The 26,863-nt window shown below is 40.1% G+C and carries 25 protein-coding genes; 24 read left to right on the forward strand and 1 reads right to left on the reverse strand.

Translation table 11 applies throughout. The features are described from left to right. Positions 1-10 precede the first annotated feature (10 nt). From A6E04_RS12220 to acpS, 10 genes are all read left to right on the forward strand, one after another. Complete coding sequence (locus A6E04_RS12220; protein WP_065611604.1) at positions 11-628, forward strand: RseA family anti-sigma factor; 618 nt, start codon at positions 11-13, stop codon at positions 626-628. Beyond that, the gene (gene rseB, locus A6E04_RS12225) at positions 629-1,606 is read left to right on the forward strand and encodes a sigma-E factor regulatory protein RseB (protein ID WP_065611536.1); all 978 of its coding nucleotides are present in this window, start codon (positions 629-631) and stop codon (positions 1,604-1,606) included. It begins immediately after the preceding gene. Between the two features lie 4 nt (positions 1,607-1,610). After that, complete coding sequence (locus A6E04_RS12230) at positions 1,611-2,096, forward strand: SoxR reducing system RseC family protein (RefSeq protein WP_012551000.1); 486 nt, start codon at positions 1,611-1,613, stop codon at positions 2,094-2,096. Positions 2,097-2,185: 89 nt separating this feature from the next. Next, positions 2,186-3,979, forward strand: a complete 1,794-nt coding sequence (gene lepA / locus A6E04_RS12235) for a translation elongation factor 4 (RefSeq protein ID WP_017021341.1) — start codon at positions 2,186-2,188, stop codon at positions 3,977-3,979. Between the two features lie 120 nt (positions 3,980-4,099). Beyond that, a complete protein-coding gene (lepB, locus tag A6E04_RS12240; protein WP_017021340.1) occupies positions 4,100-5,002 on the forward strand; it encodes a signal peptidase I in 903 nt (300 codons plus the stop codon). 10 nt (positions 5,003-5,012) lie between these two features. Then, positions 5,013-5,684 carry a ribonuclease III gene (rnc, locus tag A6E04_RS12245; RefSeq protein ID WP_012550997.1) on the forward strand — a complete coding sequence of 224 codons (672 nt, stop codon included), beginning with the start codon at positions 5,013-5,015 and terminating at the stop codon, positions 5,682-5,684. Further along, a complete protein-coding gene (era, locus tag A6E04_RS12250) occupies positions 5,684-6,649 on the forward strand; it encodes a GTPase Era (protein ID WP_012550996.1) in 966 nt (321 codons plus the stop codon). The genes rnc and era overlap by 1 nt, the downstream gene beginning before the upstream one ends. Before the next feature lie 127 nt (positions 6,650-6,776). After that, entirely contained in the window at positions 6,777-7,493 is a 717-nt protein-coding gene (recO, locus tag A6E04_RS12255) for a DNA repair protein RecO (protein ID WP_017021339.1), read from the forward strand. After that, positions 7,490-8,221, forward strand: a complete 732-nt coding sequence (pdxJ, locus tag A6E04_RS12260) for a pyridoxine 5'-phosphate synthase (protein ID WP_012550994.1) — start codon at positions 7,490-7,492, stop codon at positions 8,219-8,221. Before recO ends, pdxJ begins: the two co-directional genes overlap by 4 nt. Further along, on the forward strand, positions 8,221-8,601 hold the full coding sequence (acpS, locus tag A6E04_RS12265) for a holo-ACP synthase (protein ID WP_017021337.1): 381 nt from the start codon (positions 8,221-8,223) through the stop codon (positions 8,599-8,601). The genes pdxJ and acpS overlap by 1 nt, the downstream gene beginning before the upstream one ends. 51 nt (positions 8,602-8,652) lie before the next feature. Here acpS and barA read toward each other — a convergent pair whose 3' ends face one another. Beyond that, positions 8,653-11,442 carry a two-component sensor histidine kinase BarA gene (gene barA / locus A6E04_RS12270; RefSeq protein ID WP_065611538.1) on the reverse strand — a complete coding sequence of 930 codons (2,790 nt, stop codon included), beginning with the start codon at positions 11,440-11,442 and terminating at the stop codon, positions 8,653-8,655. A gap of 163 nt (positions 11,443-11,605) precedes the next feature. Here barA and rlmD point away from each other — a divergent pair, with 163 nt between their 5' ends. The 14 genes from rlmD to rpoS all read left to right on the forward strand — a co-directional run bounded on the left by rlmD (position 11,606) and on the right by rpoS (position 26,817). Further along, positions 11,606-12,922 carry a 23S rRNA (uracil(1939)-C(5))-methyltransferase RlmD gene (rlmD, locus tag A6E04_RS12275; RefSeq protein ID WP_065611540.1) on the forward strand — a complete coding sequence of 439 codons (1,317 nt, stop codon included), beginning with the start codon at positions 11,606-11,608 and terminating at the stop codon, positions 12,920-12,922. Positions 12,923-12,995: 73 nt separating this feature from the next. Next, positions 12,996-15,233, forward strand: coding sequence for a GTP diphosphokinase (relA, locus tag A6E04_RS12280; RefSeq protein WP_065611542.1), 2,238 nt, complete (start codon positions 12,996-12,998; stop codon positions 15,231-15,233). 213 nt (positions 15,234-15,446) lie between these two features. Further along, positions 15,447-16,580, forward strand: a complete 1,134-nt coding sequence (locus A6E04_RS12285; protein WP_017021332.1) for a flagellin — start codon at positions 15,447-15,449, stop codon at positions 16,578-16,580. 99 nt (positions 16,581-16,679) lie between these two features. Next, complete coding sequence (mazG, locus tag A6E04_RS12290; RefSeq protein WP_017021331.1) at positions 16,680-17,504, forward strand: nucleoside triphosphate pyrophosphohydrolase; 825 nt, start codon at positions 16,680-16,682, stop codon at positions 17,502-17,504. A 130-nt stretch (positions 17,505-17,634) separates the two neighbouring features. Beyond that, on the forward strand, positions 17,635-19,275 hold the full coding sequence (locus A6E04_RS12295) for a CTP synthase (RefSeq protein ID WP_012550987.1): 1,641 nt from the start codon (positions 17,635-17,637) through the stop codon (positions 19,273-19,275). Positions 19,276-19,351: 76 nt separating this feature from the next. Further along, the gene (eno, locus tag A6E04_RS12300; protein ID WP_012550986.1) at positions 19,352-20,650 is read left to right on the forward strand and encodes a phosphopyruvate hydratase; all 1,299 of its coding nucleotides are present in this window, start codon (positions 19,352-19,354) and stop codon (positions 20,648-20,650) included. 181 nt (positions 20,651-20,831) lie between these two features. Next, the gene (gene ftsB, locus A6E04_RS12305) at positions 20,832-21,116 is read left to right on the forward strand and encodes a cell division protein FtsB (protein ID WP_017021330.1); all 285 of its coding nucleotides are present in this window, start codon (positions 20,832-20,834) and stop codon (positions 21,114-21,116) included. A 3-nt stretch (positions 21,117-21,119) separates the two neighbouring features. Continuing rightward, entirely contained in the window at positions 21,120-21,839 is a 720-nt protein-coding gene (gene ispD / locus A6E04_RS12310) for a 2-C-methyl-D-erythritol 4-phosphate cytidylyltransferase (RefSeq protein WP_065611544.1), read from the forward strand. Further along, on the forward strand, positions 21,836-22,315 hold the full coding sequence (ispF, locus tag A6E04_RS12315; RefSeq protein ID WP_065611545.1) for a 2-C-methyl-D-erythritol 2,4-cyclodiphosphate synthase: 480 nt from the start codon (positions 21,836-21,838) through the stop codon (positions 22,313-22,315). The genes ispD and ispF overlap by 4 nt, the downstream gene beginning before the upstream one ends. A gap of 14 nt (positions 22,316-22,329) precedes the next feature. Further along, the gene (gene truD, locus A6E04_RS12320) at positions 22,330-23,376 is read left to right on the forward strand and encodes a tRNA pseudouridine(13) synthase TruD (RefSeq protein WP_017021328.1); all 1,047 of its coding nucleotides are present in this window, start codon (positions 22,330-22,332) and stop codon (positions 23,374-23,376) included. A 30-nt stretch (positions 23,377-23,406) separates the two neighbouring features. Continuing rightward, positions 23,407-24,171: a 5'/3'-nucleotidase SurE gene (gene surE, locus A6E04_RS12325; protein ID WP_065611546.1), complete on the forward strand. Its 765-nt coding sequence runs from the start codon at positions 23,407-23,409 to the stop codon at positions 24,169-24,171. Then, positions 24,171-24,797, forward strand: coding sequence for a protein-L-isoaspartate(D-aspartate) O-methyltransferase (locus tag A6E04_RS12330; protein ID WP_017021326.1), 627 nt, complete (start codon positions 24,171-24,173; stop codon positions 24,795-24,797). Before surE ends, A6E04_RS12330 begins: the two co-directional genes overlap by 1 nt. Positions 24,798-24,803: 6 nt before the next feature. Then, positions 24,804-25,796, forward strand: a complete 993-nt coding sequence (locus A6E04_RS12335; RefSeq protein WP_017021325.1) for a peptidoglycan DD-metalloendopeptidase family protein — start codon at positions 24,804-24,806, stop codon at positions 25,794-25,796. A gap of 55 nt (positions 25,797-25,851) precedes the next feature. Beyond that, complete coding sequence (gene rpoS, locus A6E04_RS12340; RefSeq protein ID WP_017021324.1) at positions 25,852-26,817, forward strand: RNA polymerase sigma factor RpoS; 966 nt, start codon at positions 25,852-25,854, stop codon at positions 26,815-26,817. Positions 26,818-26,863 lie beyond the last annotated feature (46 nt).

Genomic DNA, 26,863 nt, shown 5'->3' on the forward strand with positions numbered 1-26,863 from the left:
GGTGAAGACAATGACTGATAAAGCAAAAATTTCTGCTTTTATTGATAATGAAGAAATGGACAATGCGTTTATTGCTTCGTTATCAGAAACAAGAAATGCAGAAACATGGGCAAACTATCACTTAATTGGTGATGTAATGAGAGGGGACGCACCAAGTAGCAAAGAATGGAATATTGCTGCTAATGTTGCTCTTGCTCTTGAAGGTGAGGCAGCTCATCAAATTAATGATAATGTGACGGCGTTTATTCCATCACAACCAACGCCTTCAGAGGCAAAGAAAACAATGCCAAGTTGGTTAACTCAATTTAGCCAAGTAGCAATGGCGGCGTGTTTTTCATTAGTGGTTATTGTTGGTGTACAACAATACAACAATGACGATCCTAACGGGATCCCAACAAGCGGTGATATACAGGTTCTTGATACCATACCTTTTAGTGGTTCAGCTGAGCCAGTCAGTTTAACTCGAGACTCTCTGGTACCTAAATCATCGAATGAAGCCGATGTCATGGAGCAACGCAAACGTATTAATGCAATGCTGCAAGATTATGAATTACAGCTTCGTTTAAATGCACATGATGGTTCTGTTGATAGAGAACTGTTAGAGCAAAATTCGACATTGGCAGAATAAATGAAAAGAATCCTGGTCAGCCTAATAGCCTTGGTCAGCATCTTTCCAATAATGGCCTCGGCAGAAGATAAACCTTCTGCGGAGGCCTTGTTGCATCAGATGGATGAGGCTAGCCATAGTTTAAATTACGAACTTTCTTACATTTTAGTGAAGAAAAACAGTATTGAACCTTTCATGTACCGACATTCCCATACCAAAGATATGACGTTATCTCACCTCGTCTATTTAAGTGGTTCAATGCGAGAAGTTATCCGCCGTAATGATGAAATCAGTTATTTGGAACAGGGAAGTAAACCTTTCTCAATTCAATCTGAAGCCATTGTTGCGCCTATTATTCCGCTATTACATAAAAATGTGGCCGAGCTTAACCAATATTACGATTTTATTTCGATGGGTAGAGCGAGAGAAGCAGGGTCTCCAACGCAAGTTATTAGAATCGTTTCAAAAGATGGTGCTCGTTATTCCTACGTGGTTTGGATAGATGAAAGAAGTAAGTTGCCTTTAAGAACCGATCTTGTTAGCCGAGACGGTGATATTATTGAGCAGTACCGAGTTGTTTCGTACACCGTCAACGATCAAATTACTGAATTTATGAAGAAACGCCTCGGGACTGTTGAACTTCCTAAAGTGCTAAAAATACCAGCGGCAACGAATGAAGCGGCAATGTGGTCGGTTAATTGGATACCGCAAGGATTTAAAAAGATTAATTTTAATCGCTATCGTTTATCTATGAATCAACGTTCAGTAGAAAGTAAAATGTTTTCTGATGGCTTGTTTAATTTTTCAGTCTATATTTCTGAAGCGGATAAGCTAAGTCACAAAGAGCAACTGGTGACACAAGGCCGTCGTTCGCTGCACAGTTATATCAAAGGTGAATATGAAATTAGTGTTGTTGGGGATATTCCTACCGTAACAGCAAAGCGTATTGCCAACTCTGTCGTATTTGATTCTTCAGACGTCAACGTTAAGGAGAAGTAAGAATATGATGACTGCATTAGCAACGGTTCTTGATGTTCAAGATGATATTGTTGTTGTTGGTTGCCAACAAAAAACAAGTTGTAATCATTGTGCGTCACAAGATTCTTGTGGGACAGGTATTGTTTCTAAGGTCCTTCCTGGAAAAGTACATCATTGGGCTTTCCATACGGATAAAAAATTAACGATTGGGCAAATGGTTGAAATTGGTTTACCAGAGAAAAACTTACTTCAATCCGCTGCTATTGTTTATCTTGTACCTCTGTTTTTTCTTTTATTTGGTGCCTTAATCTCTGAATGGTTAATTTCTCCTTTAATTGGTATCGGAGAGGTGACAACAATCGTAATTGCTGGGCTCTCATCGTGGGGAGGGTATTTTATTGCGAAAACCCTTTCTCATCGTATTGAACAGAAAACAGAACAACAAGTTAGTCTAATTAGAGTCCTTGGCGAGTCGATTTCTGACACTATCTCAGTAAATGCCGCAGGATAAGATAGCGACTTGCAAGGAAATTGGGTAGAATCCCATTACTTGATCTCACGATCCAATCCCATTAACTAATTGAGTTTGTCACGTCATTCATGAAGCATATTCGTAATTTTTCTATTATTGCCCATATCGATCACGGTAAATCAACACTATCTGACCGCCTTATCCAAGTTTGTGGTGGCCTGTCAGACCGTGAAATGGCAGCACAAGTTCTTGATTCAATGGATCTAGAACGTGAACGTGGTATCACTATTAAAGCCCAGAGTGTAACTCTAAACTACACGGCAAAAGATGGTGAAACTTATCAACTAAACTTTATCGATACACCTGGACACGTTGATTTCTCATACGAAGTATCACGTTCACTTGCGGCTTGTGAAGGCGCATTATTAGTGGTTGATGCAGGTCAGGGTGTAGAAGCTCAAACTCTAGCAAACTGTTATACCGCTCTTGAAATGGATTTAGAAGTGGTTCCAATCTTGAATAAGATTGATTTACCAGCGGCTGATCCTGAACGTGTTGCAGAAGAAATTGAAGACATCGTTGGTATTGAAGCGATGGAAGCAACGCGTTGTTCTGCTAAAACAGGTGTCGGTGTTGATGAAGTTCTTGAAACTATCGTTAAATCAATTCCAGCACCAGAAGGCAATCCAGAAGGTCCAACCCAAGCGTTGATCATTGACTCATGGTTTGATAATTACTTAGGTGTTGTTTCTTTAGTTCGAGTTAAACATGGCTCATTGAAGAAAAATGACAAAATTAAAGTAATGAGCACTGGCCAATCATGGAATGTTGACCGCATTGGTATCTTCACACCAAAACAAGTGGATACTGATGGATTAAACACCGGTGAAGTAGGCTGGGTTGTTTGTGGTATTAAAGATATTTTAGGCGCACCAGTGGGTGATACATTAACTCACGCTAAAGGCGGTTGTGAAGAGCGCTTACCTGGTTTTCAAAAAGTGAAACCACAGGTATATGCTGGTTTATTCCCTATTTCATCGGATGATTATGAAAACTTCCGTGATGCATTGGGTAAATTAAGCTTAAATGATGCGTCTCTTTTCTATGAACCAGAAAGTTCTTCAGCACTTGGTTTTGGTTTCCGTTGTGGCTTCCTTGGTATGCTACACATGGAAATCATTCAGGAGCGTTTAGAGCGTGAATACGATCTTGATCTGATTACAACAGCACCAACGGTAGTTTATGAAGTTGTGTTGAATAATGGCGATTTACTGTACGTAGATAGCCCTGCAAAATTGCCTGCAGTGAATGATTTAGACGAAATTCGTGAACCAATTGCTCGTTGTAATATTCTAGTGCCTGCGGATTATTTAGGTAATGTAATTAGCCTATGTATTGAAAAACGTGGTACTCAAGTCGATATGATTTATCATGGAAATCAAGTGGCATTAACTTATGACATTCCAATGTCTGAAGTTGTGTTAGATTTCTTCGACCGTTTAAAGTCAACATCTCGTGGTTATGCATCATTAGATTACAACTTCCAACGTTATGAAGTTTCTAATATGGTTCGTGTTGATGTATTGATTAATGGTGAAAGAGTCGATGCACTTGCTATCATTACTCACCATGATAATGCACAAGGTCGTGGTCGCTTACTTGTTGAGAAGATGAAAGAATTCATCCCTCGTCAAATGTTTGATATTGCAATTCAAGCGGCAATCGGCGGACACATTATTGCGCGTTCAACCGTTAAGCAGTTACGTAAAAACGTAATCGCAAAATGTTACGGTGGCGATATTAGCCGTAAGAAAAAACTGTTGAAGAAGCAAAAAGACGGTAAGAAACGCATGAAGCAGATTGGTAATGTTGAATTACCTCAAGAAGCTTTCCTTGCGATTCTTCATGTAGGTAAAGATTAATTTATAATTTCTGATTTTTCAGAATGACGTAAATGACGCTTTATTACAGCTCAAAGAAAGCGATGATCAATGGTCTTCGCTTTCTTTGTTATGCAACACTTAATAACTTAAGGGAATGTAATGGCTAACACTTTTTCACTGATTTTAGTTTTAGTAACACTGTTTACTGGTGTTATTTGGACTATTGATAAATTCGTCTTGGCACCAAAGCGCAAACAAAAAATTGCAGCCGCCCGTGAGCAAGCGAATGGACAAGTTGATGATGCAACACTTGCAAAAGTCGCTCCTCAACCAGCATGGATAGAACAAGCTGTTTCTATTTTTCCAGTGATTGGCCTTGTTTTAGTGTTGCGCTCATTTATTTATGAGCCGTTCCAGATCCCATCCGGTTCGATGATGCCGACGCTTTTAGTCGGTGATTTTATCTTGGTCGAAAAATTCTCTTATGGAATTAAAGATCCTGTTTGGCGTACACAACTTGTAGATGTGGGTAAACCAGAACGTGGTGATATTGTTGTTTTTAAATATCCACCACAACCAAATATCGACTATATTAAACGTGTAGTAGGTAAACCTGGTGACACTGTTATTTACAGCGCTTCTAAGCAAATTTGTGTGAAACCAAAGGGTGAGAGCAAGTGTAATATTATCCCGTTAACGAACATGAAAGACAGTGAATTCATGCAAGATCGCACTAACTTAGTTCAATATACCGAGCAGTTAGCAAGTGATACAACGCATGATATTTTGGTTAACCCAATGCGTTCTGATCGAGTATCTATGTACCAACCACGACCAGGCTATAACGAGTGGGTAGTACCAGAAGGTAACTATTTTGTAATGGGCGATAATCGTGACAACAGTGCCGACAGCCGTTATTGGGGCTTTGTCCCAGAAGCGAATTTAGTTGGTAAAGCGGTCGGGATCTGGATCAGCTTTGAATTTGAACGTGGTAGCGATAGTGTGCTGCCTTCCTTTATTCCTACTGGTGTTCGTTTTAACCGCATCGGTGGCATAGACTGATTGAAATAATATGACATCTCCATTACAACGCCTAGAACGCAAAATAGGCTATAAATTTAATGATGAAGGCTTTCTTAAGTTAGCACTGACTCACCGTAGTGCTAACGGAACTCATAATGAACGTTTAGAATTTCTAGGCGATTCAATTTTGAGTTTTGTGGTTGCTGATGAACTTTATCACCGTTTTCCTAAAGTGGATGAAGGTGATATGAGTCGTATGCGTGCAACGCTAGTTCGTGGTCATACTCTTGCTGAGTTAGGTCGTGAATTTGAGTTAGGGGATTACCTATTTTTAGGCCCTGGCGAATTGAAAAGCGGTGGCTTCCGTCGAGATTCAATTTTAGCGGATGCGGTTGAAGCGATCATTGGTGGTATTTATCTTGATAGTGATACCGAAGTCATTCGTCGAATTATTTTAGCATGGTACAAAACACGCTTAGATTCGATTGAACCAGGTATCTCTCAAAAAGATCCAAAAACACGTCTTCAAGAATACCTACAAGGTCGTCGTAAGCCGTTACCAACGTACACAGTGACAAAAATTAAAGGTGAAGCTCATAATCAAGAGTTCACTATTGAATGTATCGTAGCAGGCTTGGATAAGCCTGTTATCGGCAAAGGAAGCAGTCGCCGCAAGGCAGAACAGTCGGCTGCTGACATAGCATTAGGACAAGTAAACTAATGTCAGATGACAAAGAATTCGATCTAGATGCGTACTTCTCATCAGAAGCTAAAACAGAATCTAGCGACAACCAACACTGTGGCTTTATTGCTATCGTTGGTCGTCCAAACGTAGGTAAATCAACACTTCTAAACCAAATATTGGGACAGAAGATTTCGATTACCTCTCGTAAACCTCAAACGACTCGTCACCGCATTATGGGTGTTGATACGGAAGGGGATTATCAAGCGATTTATATTGATACACCAGGTCTTCATATTGAAGAAAAACGTGCGATTAACCGCTTAATGAACCGTGCTGCAAGCTCATCATTAAGTGATGTTAACTTGGTTTTATTCTTGGTAGATGGTACTCACTGGACACCAGACGATGAAATGGTATTGAATAAGCTGAGAAAAGCTGGATTCCCTACTGTTCTATTGGTAAACAAAGTAGATAACGTTAAAGATAAAAATGACGTTATGGCTCATCTTCAAACGATGACTGAAAAAATGGACTTTGTTGACGTTGTGCCAATTTCAGCAAAATCAGGCTCTAATGTTGATGTGGTTCAAAAGCTAGTTCGTGATCATTTACCAAAAGCGGTTCATCATTTCCCTGAAGAATACGTAACTGACCGTTCACAACGCTTTATGGCTTCAGAGATCATTCGTGAAAAGCTGATGCGTTTTACGGGTGAAGAGTTGCCATATTCGGTAACAGTAGAGATCGAACGTTTTGATTACAATCCTAAAATGGATGGTTTTCATATTAACGGTTTGATCCTTGTTGAACGTCTTGGCCAAAAGAAAATGGTCGTAGGTAAGAACGGCGAAAAGATCAAAGTTATTGGTCGTGAAGCTCGTCTTGATATGGAAGGGTTATTTGACCGCAAAGTGTATTTAGAACTTTGGGTTAAAGTTAAATCTGGTTGGGCTGATGATGAGCGAGCACTTCGTTCTCTTGGTTACATCGACGATTTATAATCCTCTAGATATAAATAAGAGCTAAAACAAGATCCCATATAACTTAAGTAGATAAAATTATTTTAGTTATTTGGGATTTTTTTGTTGTTATCGAAGTGTATTGCGAACTTTATTATAGGTAATAAACGTGGAAGAAGGCTTACAACGTTGTTTTGTCCTGCACCGTAGACCGTATAGCGAAAGCAGTCTAATTTTAGATGTATTTAGCGAAGAGTATGGCCGTTTATCTATTATCTCTAAAGGGGCACGCAGTAAGCGTTCAAACCTTAAAGGTGTGTTACAAGCATTTACACCGCTATTGATGAAATGGTCGGGTAGAGGCTCTATGCGAACTTTGCGTCAAGCTGAAACCATCAGTCTGGCTATTCCTCTCACTGGAATTAATTTATATTCAGCCTTATACATTAATGAACTAGTGGTAAGGGTGATTGAACAAGAAACCCCGTATCCTGCTTTATTTCTCGATTATCTTACCGCGTTGACTGAACTTGCTCAGACTAAAAACCCAGAACCTGCATTAAGACGTTTTGAATTGGCTTTATTGTCGTCACTGGGTTATGGCGTGGATTTCTTGCATTGCGCAGGCAGTGGTGAAATGGTTTCTCCTGAAATGACGTATCGCTACAGAGAGCAGAAAGGGTTCATGGCATCGATTCGACACGACCCTTTAATGAGTTTCAAAGGTGATGAACTTATCGCTATCAGTGAGCGTCGATTTATAACACCAGAGCAATTAAAAGCGGCAAAACGCTTTACACGTATAGCCTTAAAGCCGTATCTTGGCGGTAAGCCCCTAAAAAGTAGGGAACTGTTTCTTCCAAGAACAAGGAGTATTCTAAAATGAGTTCAATTTTACTTGGCGTCAACATCGATCACGTAGCCACTCTTCGTAATGCGAGAGGGACTAAATACCCAGATCCAGTGCACGCTGCTGAAATTGCAGAACGTGCAGGTGCTGCGGGTATTACGATTCATCTACGTGAAGATCGTCGTCATATAAAAGATCGTGATGTGCGAATTTTACGTGAAACACTGCAAACTCGAATGAATTTAGAAATGGCAGTGACGGATGAAATGGTCGGAATTGCATTAGAAACACAGCCAGAATTTGTTTGTCTTGTGCCAGAAAAACGTGAAGAGTTAACTACTGAAGGTGGTTTGAATGTCGTTGGTCAACTTGAAAAAGTGAAAGCCGCAACTCAAACGTTATCAAAAGCAGGTATTAAAGTATCCTTGTTTATTGATGCAGATAACGCCCAGATTGATGCGGCTGTTGCGTGTGGAGCTCCTTTTATTGAGCTTCATACTGGTGCGTATGCGGATGCAGAAACAGAAGAAGCCGAACAAATTGAATTGAAAAAAATTGCGGCAGGAGCAACTTATGCGGCAAGTAAAGGGCTGATTGTTAATGCGGGTCATGGTTTGACATATCACAATGTTGAAGCTATCGCAGCATTGCCTGAAATCTATGAGTTAAATATTGGTCACTCGATCATGGGAAGAGCGGTGTTTGATGGATTAGAGAAAGCGGTCGCTGATATGCATAGAATTATGCTAGGTGCTCGTAAGTAATGGCAATTGTTGGTCTTGGGACTGATATCGCTGAAATAGAAAGGGTAGAGAAAGCCCTTTCTCGCTCAGGAGATGCGTTCGCTGAACGCATCTTAAGTCAGCCTGAATTTGAGCGTTATCAAGGATTAAAGCAAAAAGGGCGTTTTCTCGCAAAACGTTTTGCCGCAAAAGAAGCCGCGTCAAAAGCCTTAGGGACTGGTATTGCTCATGGAGTGACTTTTCATGATTTTACGATTTCAAATGATGATAATGGAAAACCGATCTTAACGCTTTCGGGTAAAGCACTTGTGTTGTCTCAACAGTCTTCAGTGTCACACATTCACCTCACCATTTCTGATGAGCGTCATTATGCGGTAGCGACGGTTATTTTTGAGTCTTAATACTACGCCACTAATTACTTGATTAATGGCGTATCATTAAGATAGGAAGTCTTAGTTAAGTAAGATTTGAGCGTCAGAGGTTACTTTTTCCATTTCGTCTTGAAGTTCAAATAACTCAGGCTCAATATTTTTAATGTCTTGTCCTTGTCGTAACGCCGTCTCTATCAAATTACACAATTGCTTAAGTCGTAATACCCCACAATATGAACTGCTACCATGAAGCTTATGGATATAGTGGCAAAGATCTTCTGCTGTTGCTTTTTTATCAATGGCTTTCGTCACCCAGCTATCGACTTCTGGAATAAACTCAATAAGCATAAGCAACATTTCTTTTGCGAGATCTTCTTTTCCTGCTGATTGTTTTAGTGCTGCATTCCAATCAATGCTACTAGTCGCAGGACAAGATGGATCATCAATTGTAATATCAGGAATATTATCAGGAAGAATAACGATTTTTTCCACTTCCTTATGATCGGTTAATGGACTCCAATGAATGATGACTTGTTGTAGTACATGCTCTTCAATTGGCTTTGTTAAGTAATCGTCCATGCCTTCGCTAATCAATCTTTCTCGTTCACCGGCCATTGCATGAGCGGTTACCGCAACAATAGGCGTTCCAGAATTCAGGGCTGTTTTTCGGATCTCTTTGCATGCCATTACGCCGTCCATTTTCGGCATTTGAATATCCATCAAAATAATATCAAACTTTTGCTCTGTTGCTTGTTGTACGGCATCAATACCATTCTTACAGGTAACCACACTTTCAACTTGTTCATGCAGTAATGCTGAGATTAGCTTAAGGTTTGCTGGGTTATCATCAACAGCCATTACTTTGATCGGTAAGCGTTTTGGCATGTCATGTGACGCCATTAAATCAGGTAACGCTTCGATAATTTGAGAATTCGGTTGTACTAATAAAGCATCTAATAGTTTTTTCTTCGCAAACGGTTTTGATAAACACGTCATGTATGAATATTTATTGAGCTCTTCGGTTAAGGCCAGTTCAGTACTTGGTAATCCAATTACAATTGTTGGGCAATATGGCGTAATTTTCTTAACCATTGCTTTTAATGCTTCTGCATCAGGTTTATCGCTTGAGCTTAAACTTATTAATGCATAATCGTGATTTTCAAGTGTGTCTGGCAATGTAGAACGGTAAGTGACGAAGACACCATGATGAATAAATTGTTGTTGTAATATGGAGGCTGACTGCATATTAGGTTCAATTAAAAGCAATTTTTTCTTTTCTAATTGGCTGACATCTCGTTCATCAATCATTGGTAATTCTGTTGGATGCATTCTCATAGTAAACCAGAATGTAGATCCCTGATGAAGACGACTGCTTAATCCTATTTCTCCGCCCATTTGAGACACGAGTTTTTGAGTAATAACAAGACCAAGGCCAGTACCACCATAACGACGAGATATACTCGCATCCGCTTGGCTAAATGCTTGGAATAGTTGTGCTTGTTGACGCTCAGATATACCAATGCCGGTATCTCGAACCACAAACTGCACATCAATAAAGTCATCATTAAGGTGTTTTAACTCGATGGAGATATCGATGTTGCCTTTTTCTGTAAATTTAATTGAATTACCAACTAAATTGTTTAGTACTTGCTGAATTCGTAAAGGATCGCCAATTAACCCAGATGGAATGCGAGGGTCGATTTTTAACGTGATTTCTAATCCTTTTTCGTGAGCGCTTGGGGCGAGTAAGCTAACCACTTCATCTAAACTGTCTTGGAAATCAAACGGTAGATTCTCTAGCAGTAATTTGCCCGCTTCCAATTTGGAGAAATCAAGAATGTCATTAATGATGGTCAATAAATTATTGGCCGATCGCTCAATGGTTTGTAGGTAATCTTTTTGATTATCAGACAGTGATGTTTTTAGCATTTGACGAGTAAAACCAATAACCCCGTTGAGTGGTGTTCTCAGTTCGTGAGACATGTTTGCTAAAAATTCAGATTTAACTCGAGCAGCTTCTTGAGCGCGTTTTTTAGCGATGTCTAACTCTACGTTTTGTATTTCAAGCTGTTCTAACGTTTCTCGTAAATCGGAAGTCGCTTGGTCGATGCTTTGTTGCATTTCAACATGATAATCAGATAAAGAAATCGCCATGGCATTGATGCCGTTTTTGAGAGTATCTAATTCGCCATGCAATTTATTCTCGATACGCACATTTAAGTGACCACGGCGAATACGGTCAACAACACTTACCATGTGTGAAATAGGTTGGGTTACGTCTTGCATCAAACGAAAGGCAAAAACGCCAGATAAGCTGAGACCTAAAATTAAGACTAATAAGGCTGAAAATATTTCTTGGTATTGCTGGAGTCGTAAGCTTGATAAATCGAGCTCAATAGCAATATACCCTAGCGCCTCATTGACATGGGAAGCATCAAAGTTTGCGGTAAATTGCCCCTCGGCTAAAATTGGCGCTCTTAAAATTAATGAATCATCTAAAAATTCAATATCAAGCAGAAGCGGGATAGGTTTGTCTTTAGGAAAAGTGAGACTTTCAAAGTTAGGATGAAAATTGGACGTGACAAACAGGTCATGATTTTCATCAAACACCGCAATACTACGCACAATTTTTGAGTGTTTTCGATGCGCATAGCTGATCAGTCGACGTACGGCTTCACGATTTTTTGCCGTCATGCTGTATTCACTTGAAATAGCAAGCGGTTCAATAATACTGGTTCCACTTGAGACTAACTGAGTTTCAAGATCGTGGTATCTGTTTATGGTGAAAAAGCCACTTAATAGCAAACCAATAATTAACGTTGGTGCTAATGTTAGTGTGATGACTCGTGCACGTAAGCCGTATTTTGTCATATCTCTTCGTTTTAATTAACTTCCCTAACCGTGTAGCTTAATCAAGTTCAAGGTGAAGCTCAATTGTTCAATCTATAAACCTGAAGCTTAGACACAAATGAGGACTGCATCTTCAAATCGTTTTGGTATAATAGTGCTAATTTTTGTAAATCAGGCAGTAATCATGGCGCAATTCTTCAAACCGAAAAAGAAAGCTTCGGTAAACACAAAACACCTATCTGTAGATGTGGTTCGATTAGACCACAATAGTGCGGGTATTGCTTTTGTGGATAAAAAACCGGTGTTTATCGAGGGCGCCTTACCTGAAGAACAAGCAATTATTCAATTCATTGAGCAAAAGAAACAATATTCTCGTGCTAAATTGATTAAATTGACAAAAAAAAGCAGTAAACGCCAAGCTCCAATTTGTCAGCATTATGACGATTGTGGTGGTTGTAATCTTCAGCATTTACAGCATGCAGAGCAAATCATCGCTAAAAATGACAAGCTGCAAGAGTTAATGAAAAAGCAAGGTGTTGATGTTTGTGATGTTGCTGAGCCTATTCTTGCGAATGAGGATGATTACCGACGTCGAGCTCGTATTAGTTTAATCATGAATAAACAAACGAATCAATTGGATTTTGGTTTTAGAAAAAAACAGAGCAAAGAAATTGTTAATGTTCGTCATTGTCCCGTTTTAGTAAAAGAACTCGATCAGCATTTAGAATCGCTATACACCTTACTTAATCAGCTTAAAGGTAAGCGACATTTAGGTCATGTTGAATTAGTTCAAGCAGATAACGGAAGTGTATTGCTCATTCGTCATGTCGCTGCATTTAATGAAAAAGATCAACAAGCTTTACTTCATTATTGTGAAGAACGAGATTTGATCCTATACCTAATGCCTGAGTCAGATGTATTGAATCACGTATATGGCGAAGAACCGTATTATGTCATTGATGGTGTGAAGATTTATTTTACGCCTAAAGATTTCATTCAAGTTAATGCCTCAATTAATGACAGCATGGTAAATCAAGCATTAACTTGGTTGGATCTCAATGCGGACGATTGTGTACTCGATTTATTCTGTGGCTTAGGTAATTTCAGTTTGCCATTGGCACAGAAAGTAAAAACAGTCGTAGGTATTGAAGGCGTTGAAGAAATGGTTAAGCGCGCTCAATCTAACGCAAAACGAAATGAATTAGATAATGTGACGTTTTATCAAGCAAATTTAGAAGAGCCGATTGATCAGCAAGTGTGGGCAAGCACAAAGTTTACAAAGATTTTACTGGATCCTGCCAGAGCAGGGGCTGCAGGAGTGATGCAAACTGTGGCAAAATTGAAGCCTGAAACCGTCGTTTATGTATCGTGCAACCCAGCAACACTTGCACGCGATAGCCAATTGCTTATTCAACGCGGTTACAAGCTTACTAGGCTAGGTATGCTTGATATGTTCCCACATACGGGACATTTAGAATCTATGGCATTGTTTGAGCGATAACTGGCAGAAATCGTCAGGTAAGCGAAATGGAGCCAAGCAGAATCATTATAAAATTGGATTATAGGAAACGGACATGGTCGCAGTTCGCGGAGCACATCTTAAGGAAAATGAAACGTTTGAGTTAGCTGAATGGATAATCAGCCTTGAACAAGATAAGAACATCTCTAAAAAACTGACAGAGGTGTATCAACAATGCCAAGAGTTAGTGGATTCCCATGAAAATGGTCCACTCTTGTTGTGGCGTGGTCGAGAGATGATAGAAATCTTGATCACCCTAAGCATGGATAAGCCGACTTTAATTGCAGCTCAGTTATTTCCTTTAGTTTCATCTGGTGTGTTAGACAGAGAAACGTTAACTGAAAACTACAATAAAGAAATAGAAAAACTGATTGATGGCGTTGAAGAGATGGACGCGATTGGTCAGTTGAATGCGTCTGTTGGGGAAGAGTCCGCCTCTTCCCAAGTCGATAATATTCGTCGAATGTTATTGGCTATGGTTGATGATTTTCGTTGTGTGATCATTAAATTAGCTGAGCGTATTTGTAATTTACGTGAAGTGAAAAATGAACCTGAAGACGTTCGCCGAGCAGCGGCTAAAGAATGTAATAATCTTTATGCTCCTTTAGCGAACCGTTTAGGTATTGGTCAGTTGAAATGGGAAATTGAAGATTACTCTTTCCGTTATCAGCATCCTGATACCTATAAGAAAATAGCAAAACAATTGTCTGAGCGACGTATTGTTCGTGAACAATATATCCATGATTTTGTCACGGGGTTAAGTGATGAAATGGCGGGTTATAACATCAATGCCGAAGTCAGTGGGCGTCCAAAGCACATCTACAGTATCTGGCGTAAAATGCAGAAGAAGAGCTTGGAATTTGATGAATTGTTTGATGTTCGAGCGGTTCGCATTATTGCGGATAAACTGCAAGATTGTTATGCCGCATTAGGGGTTGTACACACGAAGTTTAAGCACTTACCAAGTGAATTTGACGACTACGTTGCAAACCCAAAACCGAATGGCTATCAATCTATTCATACGGTTGTTTTAGGCCCTGAAGGGAAAACCATTGAAATCCAGATCCGAACAAAGGATATGCACGAAGACTCAGAATTAGGGGTTGCTGCGCACTGGAAATACAAAGAAGGTTCATCAAACAGCAGTCGTACTGGTTATGATGAGAAGATTACGTGGCTACGTAAACTGCTTGATTGGCAAGAAGAGATGTCAGATTCTGGCGAAATGCTGGATGAATTACGAAGCCAAGTGTTTGATGATCGTGTTTATGCCTTTACCCCTCGTGGTGATGTTGTTGATCTACCAATGGGCGCGACACCTTTAGATTTTGCGTATCATATTCACTCAGAAGTGGGGCATCGATGTATTGGTGCGAAAGTGGGTGGACGAATCGTGCCATTTACCCATAACCTTGCAATGGGTGACCAAGTTGAAATTATTACCCAAAAAGAACCGAACCCTTCTCGAGATTGGTTAAACCCAACCTTGGGTTTTGTGAACTCTGGCCGTGCTCGTGCAAAGATCAATGCCTGGTTTAGAAAACAGAGTCGTGAAAAAAACCTTGATGCAGGTAAAGAGATTTTAGAAGTTGAATTAGCAAAAATTGGCGCAACGTTAAAAGATGCAGAGCAATACGCACTCAAGCGCTTTAATGTGAATTCAACGGATGAGTTGTTTGCTGGTGTTGGTAGTGGCGACTTACGTATTAACCAAGTGATTAATCACATTAATGCGTTAGTGAATAAACCAACCGCTGAGCAAGAAGATCAAAAAGCGTTAGAGCAATTGCAAGAATCTGAAGCGAAGGCACAAGCACAAGCTCAGGCGCAGAATAAAAAACGCAATGATGCAGTGGTGGTTGAGGGTGTCGATAATTTAATGACGCACCTAGCACGCTGTTGTCAGCCGATCCCTGGTGATCCTATCGCGGGGTACATAACTCAAGGTCGTGGTATTTCAGTTCACCGCAGTGATTGTGATCAGCTTGATGAATTACGTCATCATGCAGCAGAACGAATTATCGACACGGTGTGGGGGAGTGGTTTTGTTGGCTCTTATATATTGACGTTAAGAGTCACAGCCATGGATCGTTCTGGTTTATTGAAGGATCTTACCAGTCTGTTTGCGAATGAAAAAGTAAAAGTGTCTGGCATGAAGAGCCGTAATGATTACAAAAAGCAGCTGACTATTATGGATTTTGATCTTGAAGTGTTCAGTGCTGACATCCTTAGTCGATTAATTACTCGTGTTGAACAAGTAAAAGATGTCATGGAAGCCTCTCGATTATCATAGTAAAACAGAGAAAATAAATTGATGTAGATTTTCTTTAAGTTATTGATAATTAAAACAGATAAAAAATAGAGCCGAATATTAGCGATGATATTCGGCTTTTTTTTATAAAAATTATTCAAGTTCTGAAACTTCGAGCCGTAAATAAATGTATCAACGATGAATTATAGGCTTCAATCCTATAACAATAAATGAAGCCGACCCGGAGCAAGAACTATGTCAATTTCAGTAAATACAAATATCTCAGCAATGACAGCGCAACGTTACATGAATAATGCAACAGCTGCTCAAGCGGATTCAATGGAGAAATTGTCTTCAGGTTTAAAAATCAACAGCGCTGCTGATGATGCTTCTGGTCTGCAAATTTCAAATCGTATGACAGCACAAACTCGTGGTTTGAATGTTGCTGTTCGTAATGCCAATGACGGTATGTCGATAGCTCAAACTGCTGAAGGCGCAATGAAAGAAACAACAAATGTTCTTCAGCGTTTACGTGATTTATCACTACAATCTTCAAATGGTTCAAACACCGATGCTGACCGTGATGCAATGCAAGAAGAGGCAAGCTCACTAACGGATGAATTGAATCGTATCGCTGAAACAACATCGTTTGCAGGAACTCGTTTAATTAATGGTGAGTTTGGTACTAAGTCATTTCAAATTGGTGCGGATTCAGGCGAAGCCGTTGCGATGACATTAAATAGTATGCGAGCAGATGAAGCGACGATGGGCGGTAAATCTTATTTTGCAGAAGAAGGTCGTGACATTAACTGGACGGTAGGCAAAGAGAATACGCAATTTAATGTTCAATATAATGATAAAAATGGTAATGAACAAAAAATCAATATTGCCGCAAAATCGGGTGATGATATTGAAGAGTTGGCTACTTACATTAATGGCCAAACAAATGAGTTAAGTGCTTCTGTTACTGAAAAAGGTGTTCTACAAGTATTCATGTCTGGTGAGACTATCTCTTCTCCATTAACCTTCAGTGGCTCTCTCGCTAATGAGTTGAAAATGGGTGGGGAATCAGACGATACCGTTGCTTCTATGAATCTGACGACCGTTGGTGGAGCTCAGCGTTCTATTGATGTGATTGATGCAGCATTACAATATGTTGATGGTAATCGTGCATCACTTGGTGCGTTTCAAAATCGTTTTGAAAGTGCAGTAAATAATTTAACCAACATCAATGAGAATATTTCTGACTCAAACAGTCAAATTAAAGATGTTGATTTTGCTAAAGAAACGACAAACTTAACTAAGAATCAAATTTTAACTCAATCAAGTTCTTCGATTCTAGCCCAAGCAAAACAAGCGCCGACGGCAGCACTGGGTTTATTAAAGTAAGCTTTCTAAATGCCTTTTAGTTTAAGGCGAATGTATTTTTGAAAAAGCGGTGACTATAATGGTCACCGCTTTTTTGTTTTTAATCACAGGAAAATAGGTATGACAACCCCAAATAATATGGAACAGTTACTTTCAATTATGACTCAGTTAAGGGATAAGAAATCTGGTTGTCCGTGGGATCAAAAGCAAACCTTTGATTCTGTTATTCCTCACACCATAGAAGAAACCTATGAAGTAGTGGATGCAATTCATAAGAAAGATTGGGTTAATTTAAAAGAAGAACTTGGGGACCTATTATTTCAAGTTATTTTCTACTCTGAAATAGCAAAAGAAGAGCAGTTGTTTGATTTTAGTGATGTGGTAGATACATTAAATGAAAAGTTGATCCGTCGTCATCCACACGTTTTTGGTGATGAAGTCCTTTCTACGGATGATGAGATTAGTGCTAATTGGGACAAAATAAAGCAACAAGAGCGTGCAAATAAACAGGAAAGTGACCCAGGGTCTAAGATTGGGAATGACAGTATTTTAGATTCAATTCCTACCGCCTTACCTGCATTATTAAAAGCCAATAAAATACAAAAACAATGCTCAAAAGTAGGGTTTGACTGGAATGAACTGCAACCGGTTGCTGAAAAAGTGAATGAAGAGGTCGCAGAGGTTTTAGAAGAGGCGATAAAAAATCCACGGGATGAAAATAAAGTAGAAGAAGAATTAGGCGATTTACTTTTTGCTACAGTAAATTTAGTTCGCCATTTAGGAAAAAATCCAGAGCAAGTGTTATGCAAAGCAAATGATAAGTTTGAACGCCGTTTTCGTCAAATTGAAGCGAACATCGCTAAAAAACACAAAACTTTGCAGCAATGTGATTTAAATGAACTAGACTCTGAGTGGGAAAATGTGAAGCGAAGTGAGCGGAATTGATTTGGAGCAAAAAATAAATCAATTAACTGTGATACTTTTCACGTTGTGGCCATAAAGCGGTTCTGGTATATTCATTTCCCGTCCAGATAAAATCCATTTTATTCCTCAATACACCAATTTCAGGTAACGTATGACGACGAATTACATTTTTGTAACTGGCGGGGTTGTATCCTCTCTAGGTAAAGGTATTGCAGCAGCATCATTAGCAGCTATTCTTGAAGCTCGTGGCTTAAAAGTCACTATGATGAAGCTTGACCCATACATCAACGTTGATCCAGGCACAATGAGCCCAACTCAACACGGTGAAGTATTCGTCACGGAAGACGGCGCAGAAACTGATCTAGATTTAGGTCACTACGAGCGCTTCATTCGCACCAAAATGACTAAACGTAATAATTTTACGGCTGGTCGAGTTTACGCTGATGTTCTACGTAAAGAACGTCGCGGTGACTACTTAGGTGCAACTATCCAAGTTATCCCTCATATTACGAATGCGATTAAAGAACGTGTTATTTCTGGCGCTGCAGGCCATGATATCGCACTCGTTGAAGTTGGTGGCACAGTTGGTGATATTGAATCTCTGCCATTCATGGAAGCGATTCGTCAACTTGCTGTTGAGCTAGGTCGTGAACACACAATGTTTATGCACTTAACACTTGTTCCTTACTTGGTTGCAGCAGGCGAGCTTAAAACTAAGCCGACTCAACACTCAGTAAAAGAGCTACTGTCTATTGGTATCCAACCAGATATCTTAGTTTGTCGTTCAGATCGTGTTATTCCAGCAAACGAACGTAAGAAAATTGCTCTTTTCTGTAATGTACAAGAAAAAGCAGTTATCTCAATGAAAGACGTAGATTCAATCTATAAAATCCCACAATTGATCCGAGCGCAAGGTACTGATGATTTAGTGTGTCAACGCTTTGGTATTACCGCTCCTGCCGCTGATCTTTCTGAGTGGGAACAAGTAATTTATGAAGAAGCGAACCCGACTGGTGAAGTTACTATCGGTATGGTTGGTAAATACATTGAATTACCAGATGCTTACAAGTCAGTAAACGAAGCATTAAAACATGCGGGCTTGAAAAATCGCTTGAGCGTCACTATTAAATATATAGATTCACAAGATGTTGAATCTAAAGGTACTGAAATCCTAGAAGGTCTAGATGCAATTCTAGTTCCTGGTGGTTTTGGTGACCGTGGTATTGAAGGTAAGATCCTTGCTGCTCAATACGCTCGTGAAAATGCAGTACCATATTTAGGAATTTGTCTGGGTATGCAAGTTGCGCTAATTGATTACGCGCGTAACGTTGCTAATATGGAAGGGGCTCACTCTTCTGAATTCTCTAAAGACACTAAATTCCCAGTTGTTGGTCTAATCACAGAGTGGATTGATGGCGACGGTAATGTTGAAGAGCGTACTGAGAAATCAGATCTAGGCGGTACAATGCGTCTTGGTTCTCAACTATGTCATCTTGCTAAAGGCTCTAAAGCTCGTGAGCTTTACGGTAACGCAACAGTTGAAGAGCGTCATCGTCACCGCTATGAAGTAAATAATAATTTACTTCCGCAGCTTGAAAAAGCCGGTCTTAAGATCTCTGGCTTATCTGCTGATAAGAAGCTTGTGGAGATAATTGAAATCCCTAACCACCCATGGTTTGTGGCTGCTCAATTCCACCCTGAATTCACATCAACACCTCGTGATGGACACCCATTATTTGAAGGTTTTGTTAAAGCAGCAGGCGAAAATGCCCGCGGTGAATTCGAAAAGTAATAGGATTTACGGGTAGCTGTCCAATGTTGTGGCAGCTATTTTTAGCTTTTAAATTAAAGAAAATAGAGGAAACACAATGTCTAAGATCGTTAAAGTTCTAGGTCGTGAAATCATCGATTCTCGTGGTAACCCAACAGTTGAAGCTGAAGTTCATCTAGAAAGTGGTTTTGTTGGTATGGCTGCTGCTCCATCTGGCGCATCTACTGGTTCTCGTGAAGCTCTTGAGCTACGTGACGGCGACAAATCTCGTTTCCTAGGTAAAGGTGTTCTTAAAGCTATCGCAGCTGTAAATGGCCCAATCGCAGAAGCTCTAATCGGCAAAGACGCGAAAAACCAAGCTGAAATCGACCAAATCATGATCGATTTAGATGGCACAGAAAACAAAGCAAAATTTGGCGCTAACGCAATCCTTGCTGTTTCTCTAGCGAATGCTAAAGCTGCTGCAGCTGCTAAATCTATGCCTCTTTACGCTCACATTGCTGAACTAAACGGCACTCCTGGCGTATTCTCTATGCCTCTACCAATGATGAACATCATCAACGGTGGCGAGCACGCTGATAACAACGTTGATATCCAAGAATTCATGATTCAACCTGTTGGCGCTAAAACGCTTAAAGAAGCGGTACGCATGGGCGCAGAAGTTTTCCACAACCTAGCTAAAGTTCTTAAGTCTAAAGGCTACAGCACAGCGGTTGGTGATGAAGGCGGTTTCGCTCCTAACCTTAAATCTAACGCTGAAGCGCTAGAAGTTATCGCAGAAGCTGTTGCAGCTGCTGGTTACGAGCTAGGCAAAGACGTTACTCTTGCTATGGACTGTGCTGCTTCTGAGTTCTACAACAAAGAAGACGGTATCTACGACCTTAAAGGCGAAGGTAAGAAATTTACGGCTGAAGAGTTCAACCATTACCTAGCTGGTCTTGTTGAGCAATTCCCAATCGTATCTATCGAAGATGGTCTAGACGAATCAGATTGGGCTGGCTTCAAGCACCAAACTGAACTTCTTGGCGACAAAATCCAACTAGTTGGTGACGATCTATTCGTTACAAACACTAAGATTCTTGCTCGTGGTATTGAAGAAGGCATCACTAACTCAATCCTTATCAAGTTCAACCAAATCGGTTCACTTACAGAGACTCTAGCTGCAATCAAGATGGCTAAAGATGCTGGTTTCACAGCAGTTATCTCTCACCGTTCAGGCGAAACTGAAGATGCAACAATTGCTGATCTAGCAGTTGGTACAGCGGCAGGTCAAATCAAAACTGGTTCTATGAGCCGTTCTGACCGTGTTGCTAAGTACAACCAACTAATCCGTATCGAAGAAGCTCTAGGTGAACTAGCGCCATTCAACGGTCTTAAAGAAGTTAAAGGTCAATAATCTCAATTTTTGAGAGTATGACTTAATTCTTTAATCGTTCGATTAGAATTTTGATACAAAAACCGTCTCATTTGAGGCGGTTTTTTTTATTTCAGCTATACAGCTAGTGAAGTTCTAATGAGGGGTTGATATAGTTAGCGCTCTTTTCATTATAACTCAAACATTTGTTGCCGGAGCTACTATGCGTGCATTCGCCGTTTTACTGATTATTGCCTTAGGTTGGCTGCAATATACCTTATGGTTTGGAAAAAATGGCATGGCGGATTACGCTCAAGTATCCAATGATGTTCAGCTTCAAGAAGAAGTAAATCAAGGGTTACGTAATCGAAATGGACAAATGTTTGCTGAAATCGACGATTTAAGAAAAGGTTCAGCGGCAATAGAAGAGCGAGCTAGGCATGAACTCGGTATGATAAAAAAAGGTGAGACCTTTTATCGCATTATTGATGAAAATAGTGAGGAATAAAAAATGTCGTCATTGTCTCCTTTATTTATTACTGTAATCGTACCTGCTGCAGGTGTTGGCAGCCGAATGAAAGCCGATCGTCCAAAACAATATTTAGTACTTGATGGTAAAACAGTCATTGAACATACCATTGAAAACTTATTGGCCTTTCCTATGGTCAATACGGTCATTGTTGCAATCAGCGATGATGACCCATATTTTGATGCGTTATCTATTGCTACCGATAAGAGAGTGATTCGAGTCTCTGGTGGGGAAGAGCGTGCTGATTCTGTTCTTTCTGGTCTAGAATACGTACAAAAAAACACATTAAGTCAGTGGGTTATGATTCATGATGCGGCGCGCCCTTGCCTTCGCCATAGCGATATTGCTAAGTTAATTGAAGCTGTGATCCCGGATCATCTGGGTGGTATATTAGCCTCGCCAGTTCGAGATACGATGAAGCAGGCAAATTCAGATTTAAGCATCAGTACAACGATTGATCGCAGTGTGTTGTGGCATGCATTAACACCGCAATTGTTCACTACCGAGTTATTGTATACCGCATTAAAAACAGGTTTAGAACAGGGCTTATCGATTACGGATGAGTCTTCTGCTATCGAATTTATGGGATATCAGCCTAAACTCATACAAGGTCGGGCCGATAACTTAAAAATAACTCAACCTGAAGATCTTGATTTAGCAGAGTTCTACCTTCAAAAAATGAAAAAGGAAATCAACGAATGAGAATTGGACACGGATTTGATGTACATAAATTTGGTGGAGAAGGCCCAGTTATTATTGGTGGAGTCTGCGTTCCTTATGAGCAAGGGTTAATTGCTCATTCAGATGGTGATGTTGCACTGCATGCATTGTGTGATGCTTTGCTTGGTGCCATTGCGGAAGGAGATATTGGTCGTCATTTCCCTGATACTGATGATAAATGGAAAGGCGCCGATAGCAGAGCTTTGCTTAGAGATGTATATCGTCGAGTTAAAGAAAAAGGCTTAGAGCTAGGGAATGCGGATGTCACAATCATTGCACAAGCCCCTAAGATGGCGCCTCATATTAAACATATGTGCGCTGCTATTGCTGAAGATTTAGAAACAAGCTTGGATAATGTGAACGTCAAAGCGACCACGTCCGAGGGTTTAGGCTTTACTGGTAGAAAAGAAGGCATCGCTTGTGAAGCTGTGGTGCTGTTAGTTAAAAAATCTTATTAATTAGAGACAAACTTATGTCAGACATCATGTCTACTTTTTCATGGTTATACGGAAAGCCAGTTGCAACTGGTAAATTAAAGCAGCTACCTGAACACTTTATTGTAAAAGAAGTATTAGGGTATGAGTTCACTGGTAAAGGTGAACACTTAATGGTTAAAATTCGTAAAACTGGAGAAAACACGAAATACGTAGCGAATGAATTAGCTAAGTTTTGTGGTGTTAAATCAAAAGACATCAGCTGGGCTGGTTTGAAAGATCGCCATGCGGTGACTGAACAGTGGTTAAGCGTTCATCTTCCAAAAAGTGATCACTTGAATTTTGTTCTATTTGAAGTGGCACACCCTGGTGTCGAAATTTTAGAAATGACGCGTCATCATAAAAAATTACGTCCAGGCGATCTTCTCGGAAATAGCTTTCAGTTAATTGCGACTGAAGTGACTGATATGGATGATGTACTGGCTCGTTTAGATAAGGTAAAAGTAACGGGTGTACCAAACTATTTTGGTGCTCAACGCTTTGGACATGAAGGCAATAACGTAACAGAAGCGCGTCGTTGGGGGCGTGAAAATGTCCGTACTCGTGATAATACGAAACGCAGTTTTTATCTATCAGCAGCGCGTTCGTGGATTTTTAACCATATTATTTCTCAAAGAATAACAGAGGGTTACTTCTCTCTACCTGTTGATGGTGATATTCTACTTGATCAAAACGATCGTACGGTTAATGAGAATGTAACGTCAGAAGACTGCATTCAAAAAATTAAAAAGGGTGAATTATCAATCAGTGCAGCACTTGCTGGTGATAATCAACTGCCAACGACAGAGAAAGCATTAACGTTTGAGCAACCACAACTGGATGCTGAACCAGACTTAATGGCCTTGATCCGTGGTAACCGTATGCGTCATGAACGCCGTAGCATTGAATTACATCCAGAGAACCTACATTGGTCTGTGGAAGGCGATCAACTTACCTTAAACTTTTCACTAACATCGGGCAGTTTTGCTACGGTTATCGTTCGTGAATTGTTACAAGAAATTGAAGTTGAACGTACATACGATTAGAACGACTTAAGAAATGAAGTGGAGAACTGAGTGAAGAAATTGCATATATTGCTAAGTAATGATGATGGGGTATTTGCTGAAGGGATTAATACTCTTGCTTTAGCTCTTATTGATATCGCAGATATTACTATTGTTGCTCCTGATCGTAATCGTTCAGGCGCGTCAAATTCTCTTACTCTAGAATCTCCACTTCGTGTCCGCCAAATTGCGGATCATATTCACTCAGTACAAGGAACACCAACCGATTGTGTTCATTTTGCATTGAATGAGTTAATGAAAGATAACTTACCTGATTTAGTCATTACCGGGATAAACCATGGTGCTAATTTAGGGGATGATACGCTGTATTCTGGTACCGTTGCAGCGGCAACAGAAGGGCATTTTTTAGGTTTGCCAGCCATAGCAATGTCATTGGTCGGAAAAACACATTTTGATACTGCAGCTCAGGTTGCGGTTGAATTAGTTAAGAATCATTTAGTAAAACCATTAACGACCAAAAGAGTATTGAATGTTAACGTTCCGGACTGTGAATATTCACAATTATCAGATTGGAAAGTGACTCGTTTAGGTGCAAGGCATCATTCTGAAAGCATGATAAAGGCAAAGGACCCTAGAGGAGAAACCATTTATTGGTTAGGTCCTCCAGGGAAAAAGCAAGACGCTGGAGAGGGCACGGATTTCTATGCCATTGCTAATAACAGTGTGTCTATTACCCCTTTACAAGTCGATTTAACAGCACATGATTCATTAACAATGATGAAAGAGTGGCTATCATTGCCGGAGAGCACTCATTAATGATGCATTCTCGCTCTGAGTTACTTGATCAATTCTTACGTCAGCAAGGTATCCTCAATGAGGATATTCTTTTGGCTATCCGACAATTGCCACGTGAGCGATTTGTTCCTGAAGCATTAGCACATCAAGCCTATCAAAATAATGCGTTACCAATCGGTGAGGGTCAGACGATCTCTCAACCGTATATTGTTGCAAAAATGACGGAACTATTGGAGCTTCAATATGACTCCAACTTGTTAGAGATAGGAACAGGCTCAGGTTATCAAACCGCAGTATTAGCCAAATTAGTAGGGCACGTGCACTCTGTTGAGCGCATTAAATCATTACAATGGAACGCGAAGCGCTTATTAAAGCAGTTAGATCTTTATAACATTTCAACTAAGCATGCTGATGGTTGGAATGGTTGGCCAAGTAAAAGTCCGTTTGATGCCATCATCGTTACCGCTGCCGCAGAATCCATCCCTAATGATCTTCTTTATCAATTAAAAGAGGGAGGACGGTTAGTCATTCCCATTGGTACAGAGTCACAACAATTGCTCCGAATTACCCGTCATGGAGATGAATTCCATTCTGAAGTGATCGAAGAGGTGCGATTTGTGCCTTTAGTTTCAGGGGACTTAGCATAAGTGAATATGGATAAAATAAAACAATACTTCTCTTTCTCTTACTTGGGTGTGATAGCTCTTAGTTTATTGCTTGTTGGCTGTTCATTGGGGCCACATCGTCCTGCGCCAGTATCAAGCGTTAATAGTAAGGCATCTTCTTATGGTGGTACTGAGCGTGGCAGCTATCGAGGAAGTTACTACAAGGTTGAAAGCGGGGATACGTTATATTTTATTTCATATGTAACGAATAAAGATGTTAAAGAGCTTATTGCATATAACGAACTTAAAGCACCTTATGTGATCCAGCCAGGACAAAAAATAAAATTATGGGGCCCTCGATATATTGCTCCTGCGTACGGTGATGATGGTCATTCCGTTATTAAAGAGAATGGCACCCCAAGGTCTACTGCAACAGCGGTTGCCGTTGTTCCTGTTGCTACGAATAAAGCACCGAGTACGGCAAAACCCGTTACGTCCGCTAGCACAAAAACACAACCTGTTCAAAAACAAAGCACAAAAAAGGTTGAAAAGGCGAAATCGAAGGAGTATGTTGAATCTAACAAACCGATAACATCTTCTAAGCCGAAGCCGGTTGTTAAGCCAAAACCGAAGCCAACACCGAAACCAAAACCAGTAGAAAAAAAATCGGAGAAGGTAGATTCGTGGTTATGGCCAACTAAAGGAAGAATCATTGCTAAGTTTTCAACAGGAGACCAAGGAAATAAAGGGATAGATATCGCAGGTCAACGTGGCCAAGAGATCATCTCAACCGCAAAAGGAACCGTGGTTTATGCAGGCAATGCGTTAAGAGGTTATGGCAACCTAATAATTATTAAACATAATGACGATTACTTAAGTGCCTACGCCCATAATGAATCATTGTTTGTGAAAGAAGGTCAAAACATCAATGCGGGACAAAAAATCGCATCAATGGGTAGCTCAAGTACGAGCAGCGTTCGTTTGCATTTTGAGATCCGTTTTAGAGGGAAATCGGTAAATCCACAACGGTATTTACCGTAACAGGGATGACATAGCTGAGTTGTAATGTCTTGCTGGCTCGCCATCGGGAGGCGCTATGAGTAAAAGCAATGCAGTAACTAAAGTTGAAGAATTTGATTTAGACGCAGTTGATGAAACTGAACTAACGACAAAGACAGAAAAAAAATCTGAACGTCTTGAAGTTAGTAGTTCGCAAAAAGTAATGGATGCGACTCAACTGTACTTAAGTGAAATTGGATTTTCACCACTTCTAACCGCTGAAGAGGAAGTGTATTTCAGTCGCCTAGCCTTGAAAGGTGATGTTGCCGCTCGATCTAGAATGATTGAAAGTAACTTACGATTAGTGGTGAAGATTGCACGTCGTTATAACCATCGTGGTCTTGCTTTATTAGATTTGGTTGAAGAAGGTAATTTAGGTTTAATTCGCGCGGTTGAAAAATTTGACCCAGAAAGAGGCTTTCGCTTCTCTACTTATGCCACTTGGTGGATACGTCAAACGATTGAACGTGCCATTATGAACCAAACGAGAACCATTCGTTTACCAATCCATGTAGTGAAAGAGTTAAACGTATACCTGCGTGCCGCTCGTGAGCTATCCCAAAAATTGGATCATGAGCCTACACCAGAAGAAATAGCAGAAAAGCTAGATAAACCAGTAAGCGATGTGAGTCGAATGCTGCGTTTAAACGAGAGGGTCGCTTCTGTTGATTCAATGGTTGCCGGTGAATCTGATAAAGCACTGCTTGATATTATTCCGGATACGAAACATGCCGATCCTGAATCCGAAACACAAACAAACGATATTAACGAATCTTTAATTGGCTGGTTAGGTCAATTAAACCCAAAACAAAAAGAAGTCGTTGCACGTCGTTTCGGACTGTTAGGGTATGAAGCGTCAACGTTAGAACAGGTAGGCCGAGAGATTGGTTTAACTCGAGAACGAGTAAGGCAAATCCAAGTTGAAGGGTTAAGGCGTTTAAGAGAAATAATGACGCAACAAGGTTTGAATATGGAAACTCTATTTGCTGTTGATGACTTTTAAACTCATTTTTATTCAACAATAAGTAGAATCATAAAAGCCACAGCAG

The organism is Aliivibrio logei (assembly GCF_001691055.1).
GTDB lineage: Bacteria > Pseudomonadota > Gammaproteobacteria > Enterobacterales > Vibrionaceae > Aliivibrio > Aliivibrio salmonicida.

Bases quoted from the DNA above. Each gene is read 5' to 3' on its own strand.
- A6E04_RS12220 (WP_065611604.1), top strand. From the start codon at position 11: ATGACTGATAAAGCAAAAATTTCTGCTTTTATTGATAATGAAGAAATG.
- rseB (WP_065611536.1), top strand. From the start codon at position 629: ATGAAAAGAATCCTGGTCAGCCTAATAGCCTTGGTCAGCATCTTTCCA.
- A6E04_RS12230 (WP_012551000.1), top strand. From the start codon at position 1,611: ATGATGACTGCATTAGCAACGGTTCTTGATGTTCAAGATGATATTGTT.
- lepA (WP_017021341.1), top strand. From the start codon at position 2,186: ATGAAGCATATTCGTAATTTTTCTATTATTGCCCATATCGATCACGGT.
- lepB (WP_017021340.1), top strand. From the start codon at position 4,100: ATGGCTAACACTTTTTCACTGATTTTAGTTTTAGTAACACTGTTTACT.
- rnc (WP_012550997.1), top strand. From the start codon at position 5,013: ATGACATCTCCATTACAACGCCTAGAACGCAAAATAGGCTATAAATTT.
- era (WP_012550996.1), top strand. From the start codon at position 5,684: ATGTCAGATGACAAAGAATTCGATCTAGATGCGTACTTCTCATCAGAA.
- pdxJ (WP_012550994.1), top strand. From the start codon at position 7,490: ATGAGTTCAATTTTACTTGGCGTCAACATCGATCACGTAGCCACTCTT.
- acpS (WP_017021337.1), top strand. From the start codon at position 8,221: ATGGCAATTGTTGGTCTTGGGACTGATATCGCTGAAATAGAAAGGGTA.
- barA (WP_065611538.1), bottom strand. From the start codon at position 11,442: ATGACAAAATACGGCTTACGTGCACGAGTCATCACACTAACATTAGCA.
- rlmD (WP_065611540.1), top strand. From the start codon at position 11,606: ATGGCGCAATTCTTCAAACCGAAAAAGAAAGCTTCGGTAAACACAAAA.
- relA (WP_065611542.1), top strand. From the start codon at position 12,996: ATGGTCGCAGTTCGCGGAGCACATCTTAAGGAAAATGAAACGTTTGAG.
- A6E04_RS12285 (WP_017021332.1), top strand. From the start codon at position 15,447: ATGTCAATTTCAGTAAATACAAATATCTCAGCAATGACAGCGCAACGT.
- mazG (WP_017021331.1), top strand. From the start codon at position 16,680: ATGACAACCCCAAATAATATGGAACAGTTACTTTCAATTATGACTCAG.
- A6E04_RS12295 (WP_012550987.1), top strand. From the start codon at position 17,635: ATGACGACGAATTACATTTTTGTAACTGGCGGGGTTGTATCCTCTCTA.
- eno (WP_012550986.1), top strand. From the start codon at position 19,352: ATGTCTAAGATCGTTAAAGTTCTAGGTCGTGAAATCATCGATTCTCGT.
- ftsB (WP_017021330.1), top strand. From the start codon at position 20,832: ATGCGTGCATTCGCCGTTTTACTGATTATTGCCTTAGGTTGGCTGCAA.
- ispD (WP_065611544.1), top strand. From the start codon at position 21,120: ATGTCGTCATTGTCTCCTTTATTTATTACTGTAATCGTACCTGCTGCA.
- ispF (WP_065611545.1), top strand. From the start codon at position 21,836: ATGAGAATTGGACACGGATTTGATGTACATAAATTTGGTGGAGAAGGC.
- truD (WP_017021328.1), top strand. From the start codon at position 22,330: ATGTCAGACATCATGTCTACTTTTTCATGGTTATACGGAAAGCCAGTT.
- A6E04_RS12330 (WP_017021326.1), top strand. From the start codon at position 24,171: ATGATGCATTCTCGCTCTGAGTTACTTGATCAATTCTTACGTCAGCAA.
- A6E04_RS12335 (WP_017021325.1), top strand. From the start codon at position 24,804: ATGGATAAAATAAAACAATACTTCTCTTTCTCTTACTTGGGTGTGATA.
- rpoS (WP_017021324.1), top strand. From the start codon at position 25,852: ATGAGTAAAAGCAATGCAGTAACTAAAGTTGAAGAATTTGATTTAGAC.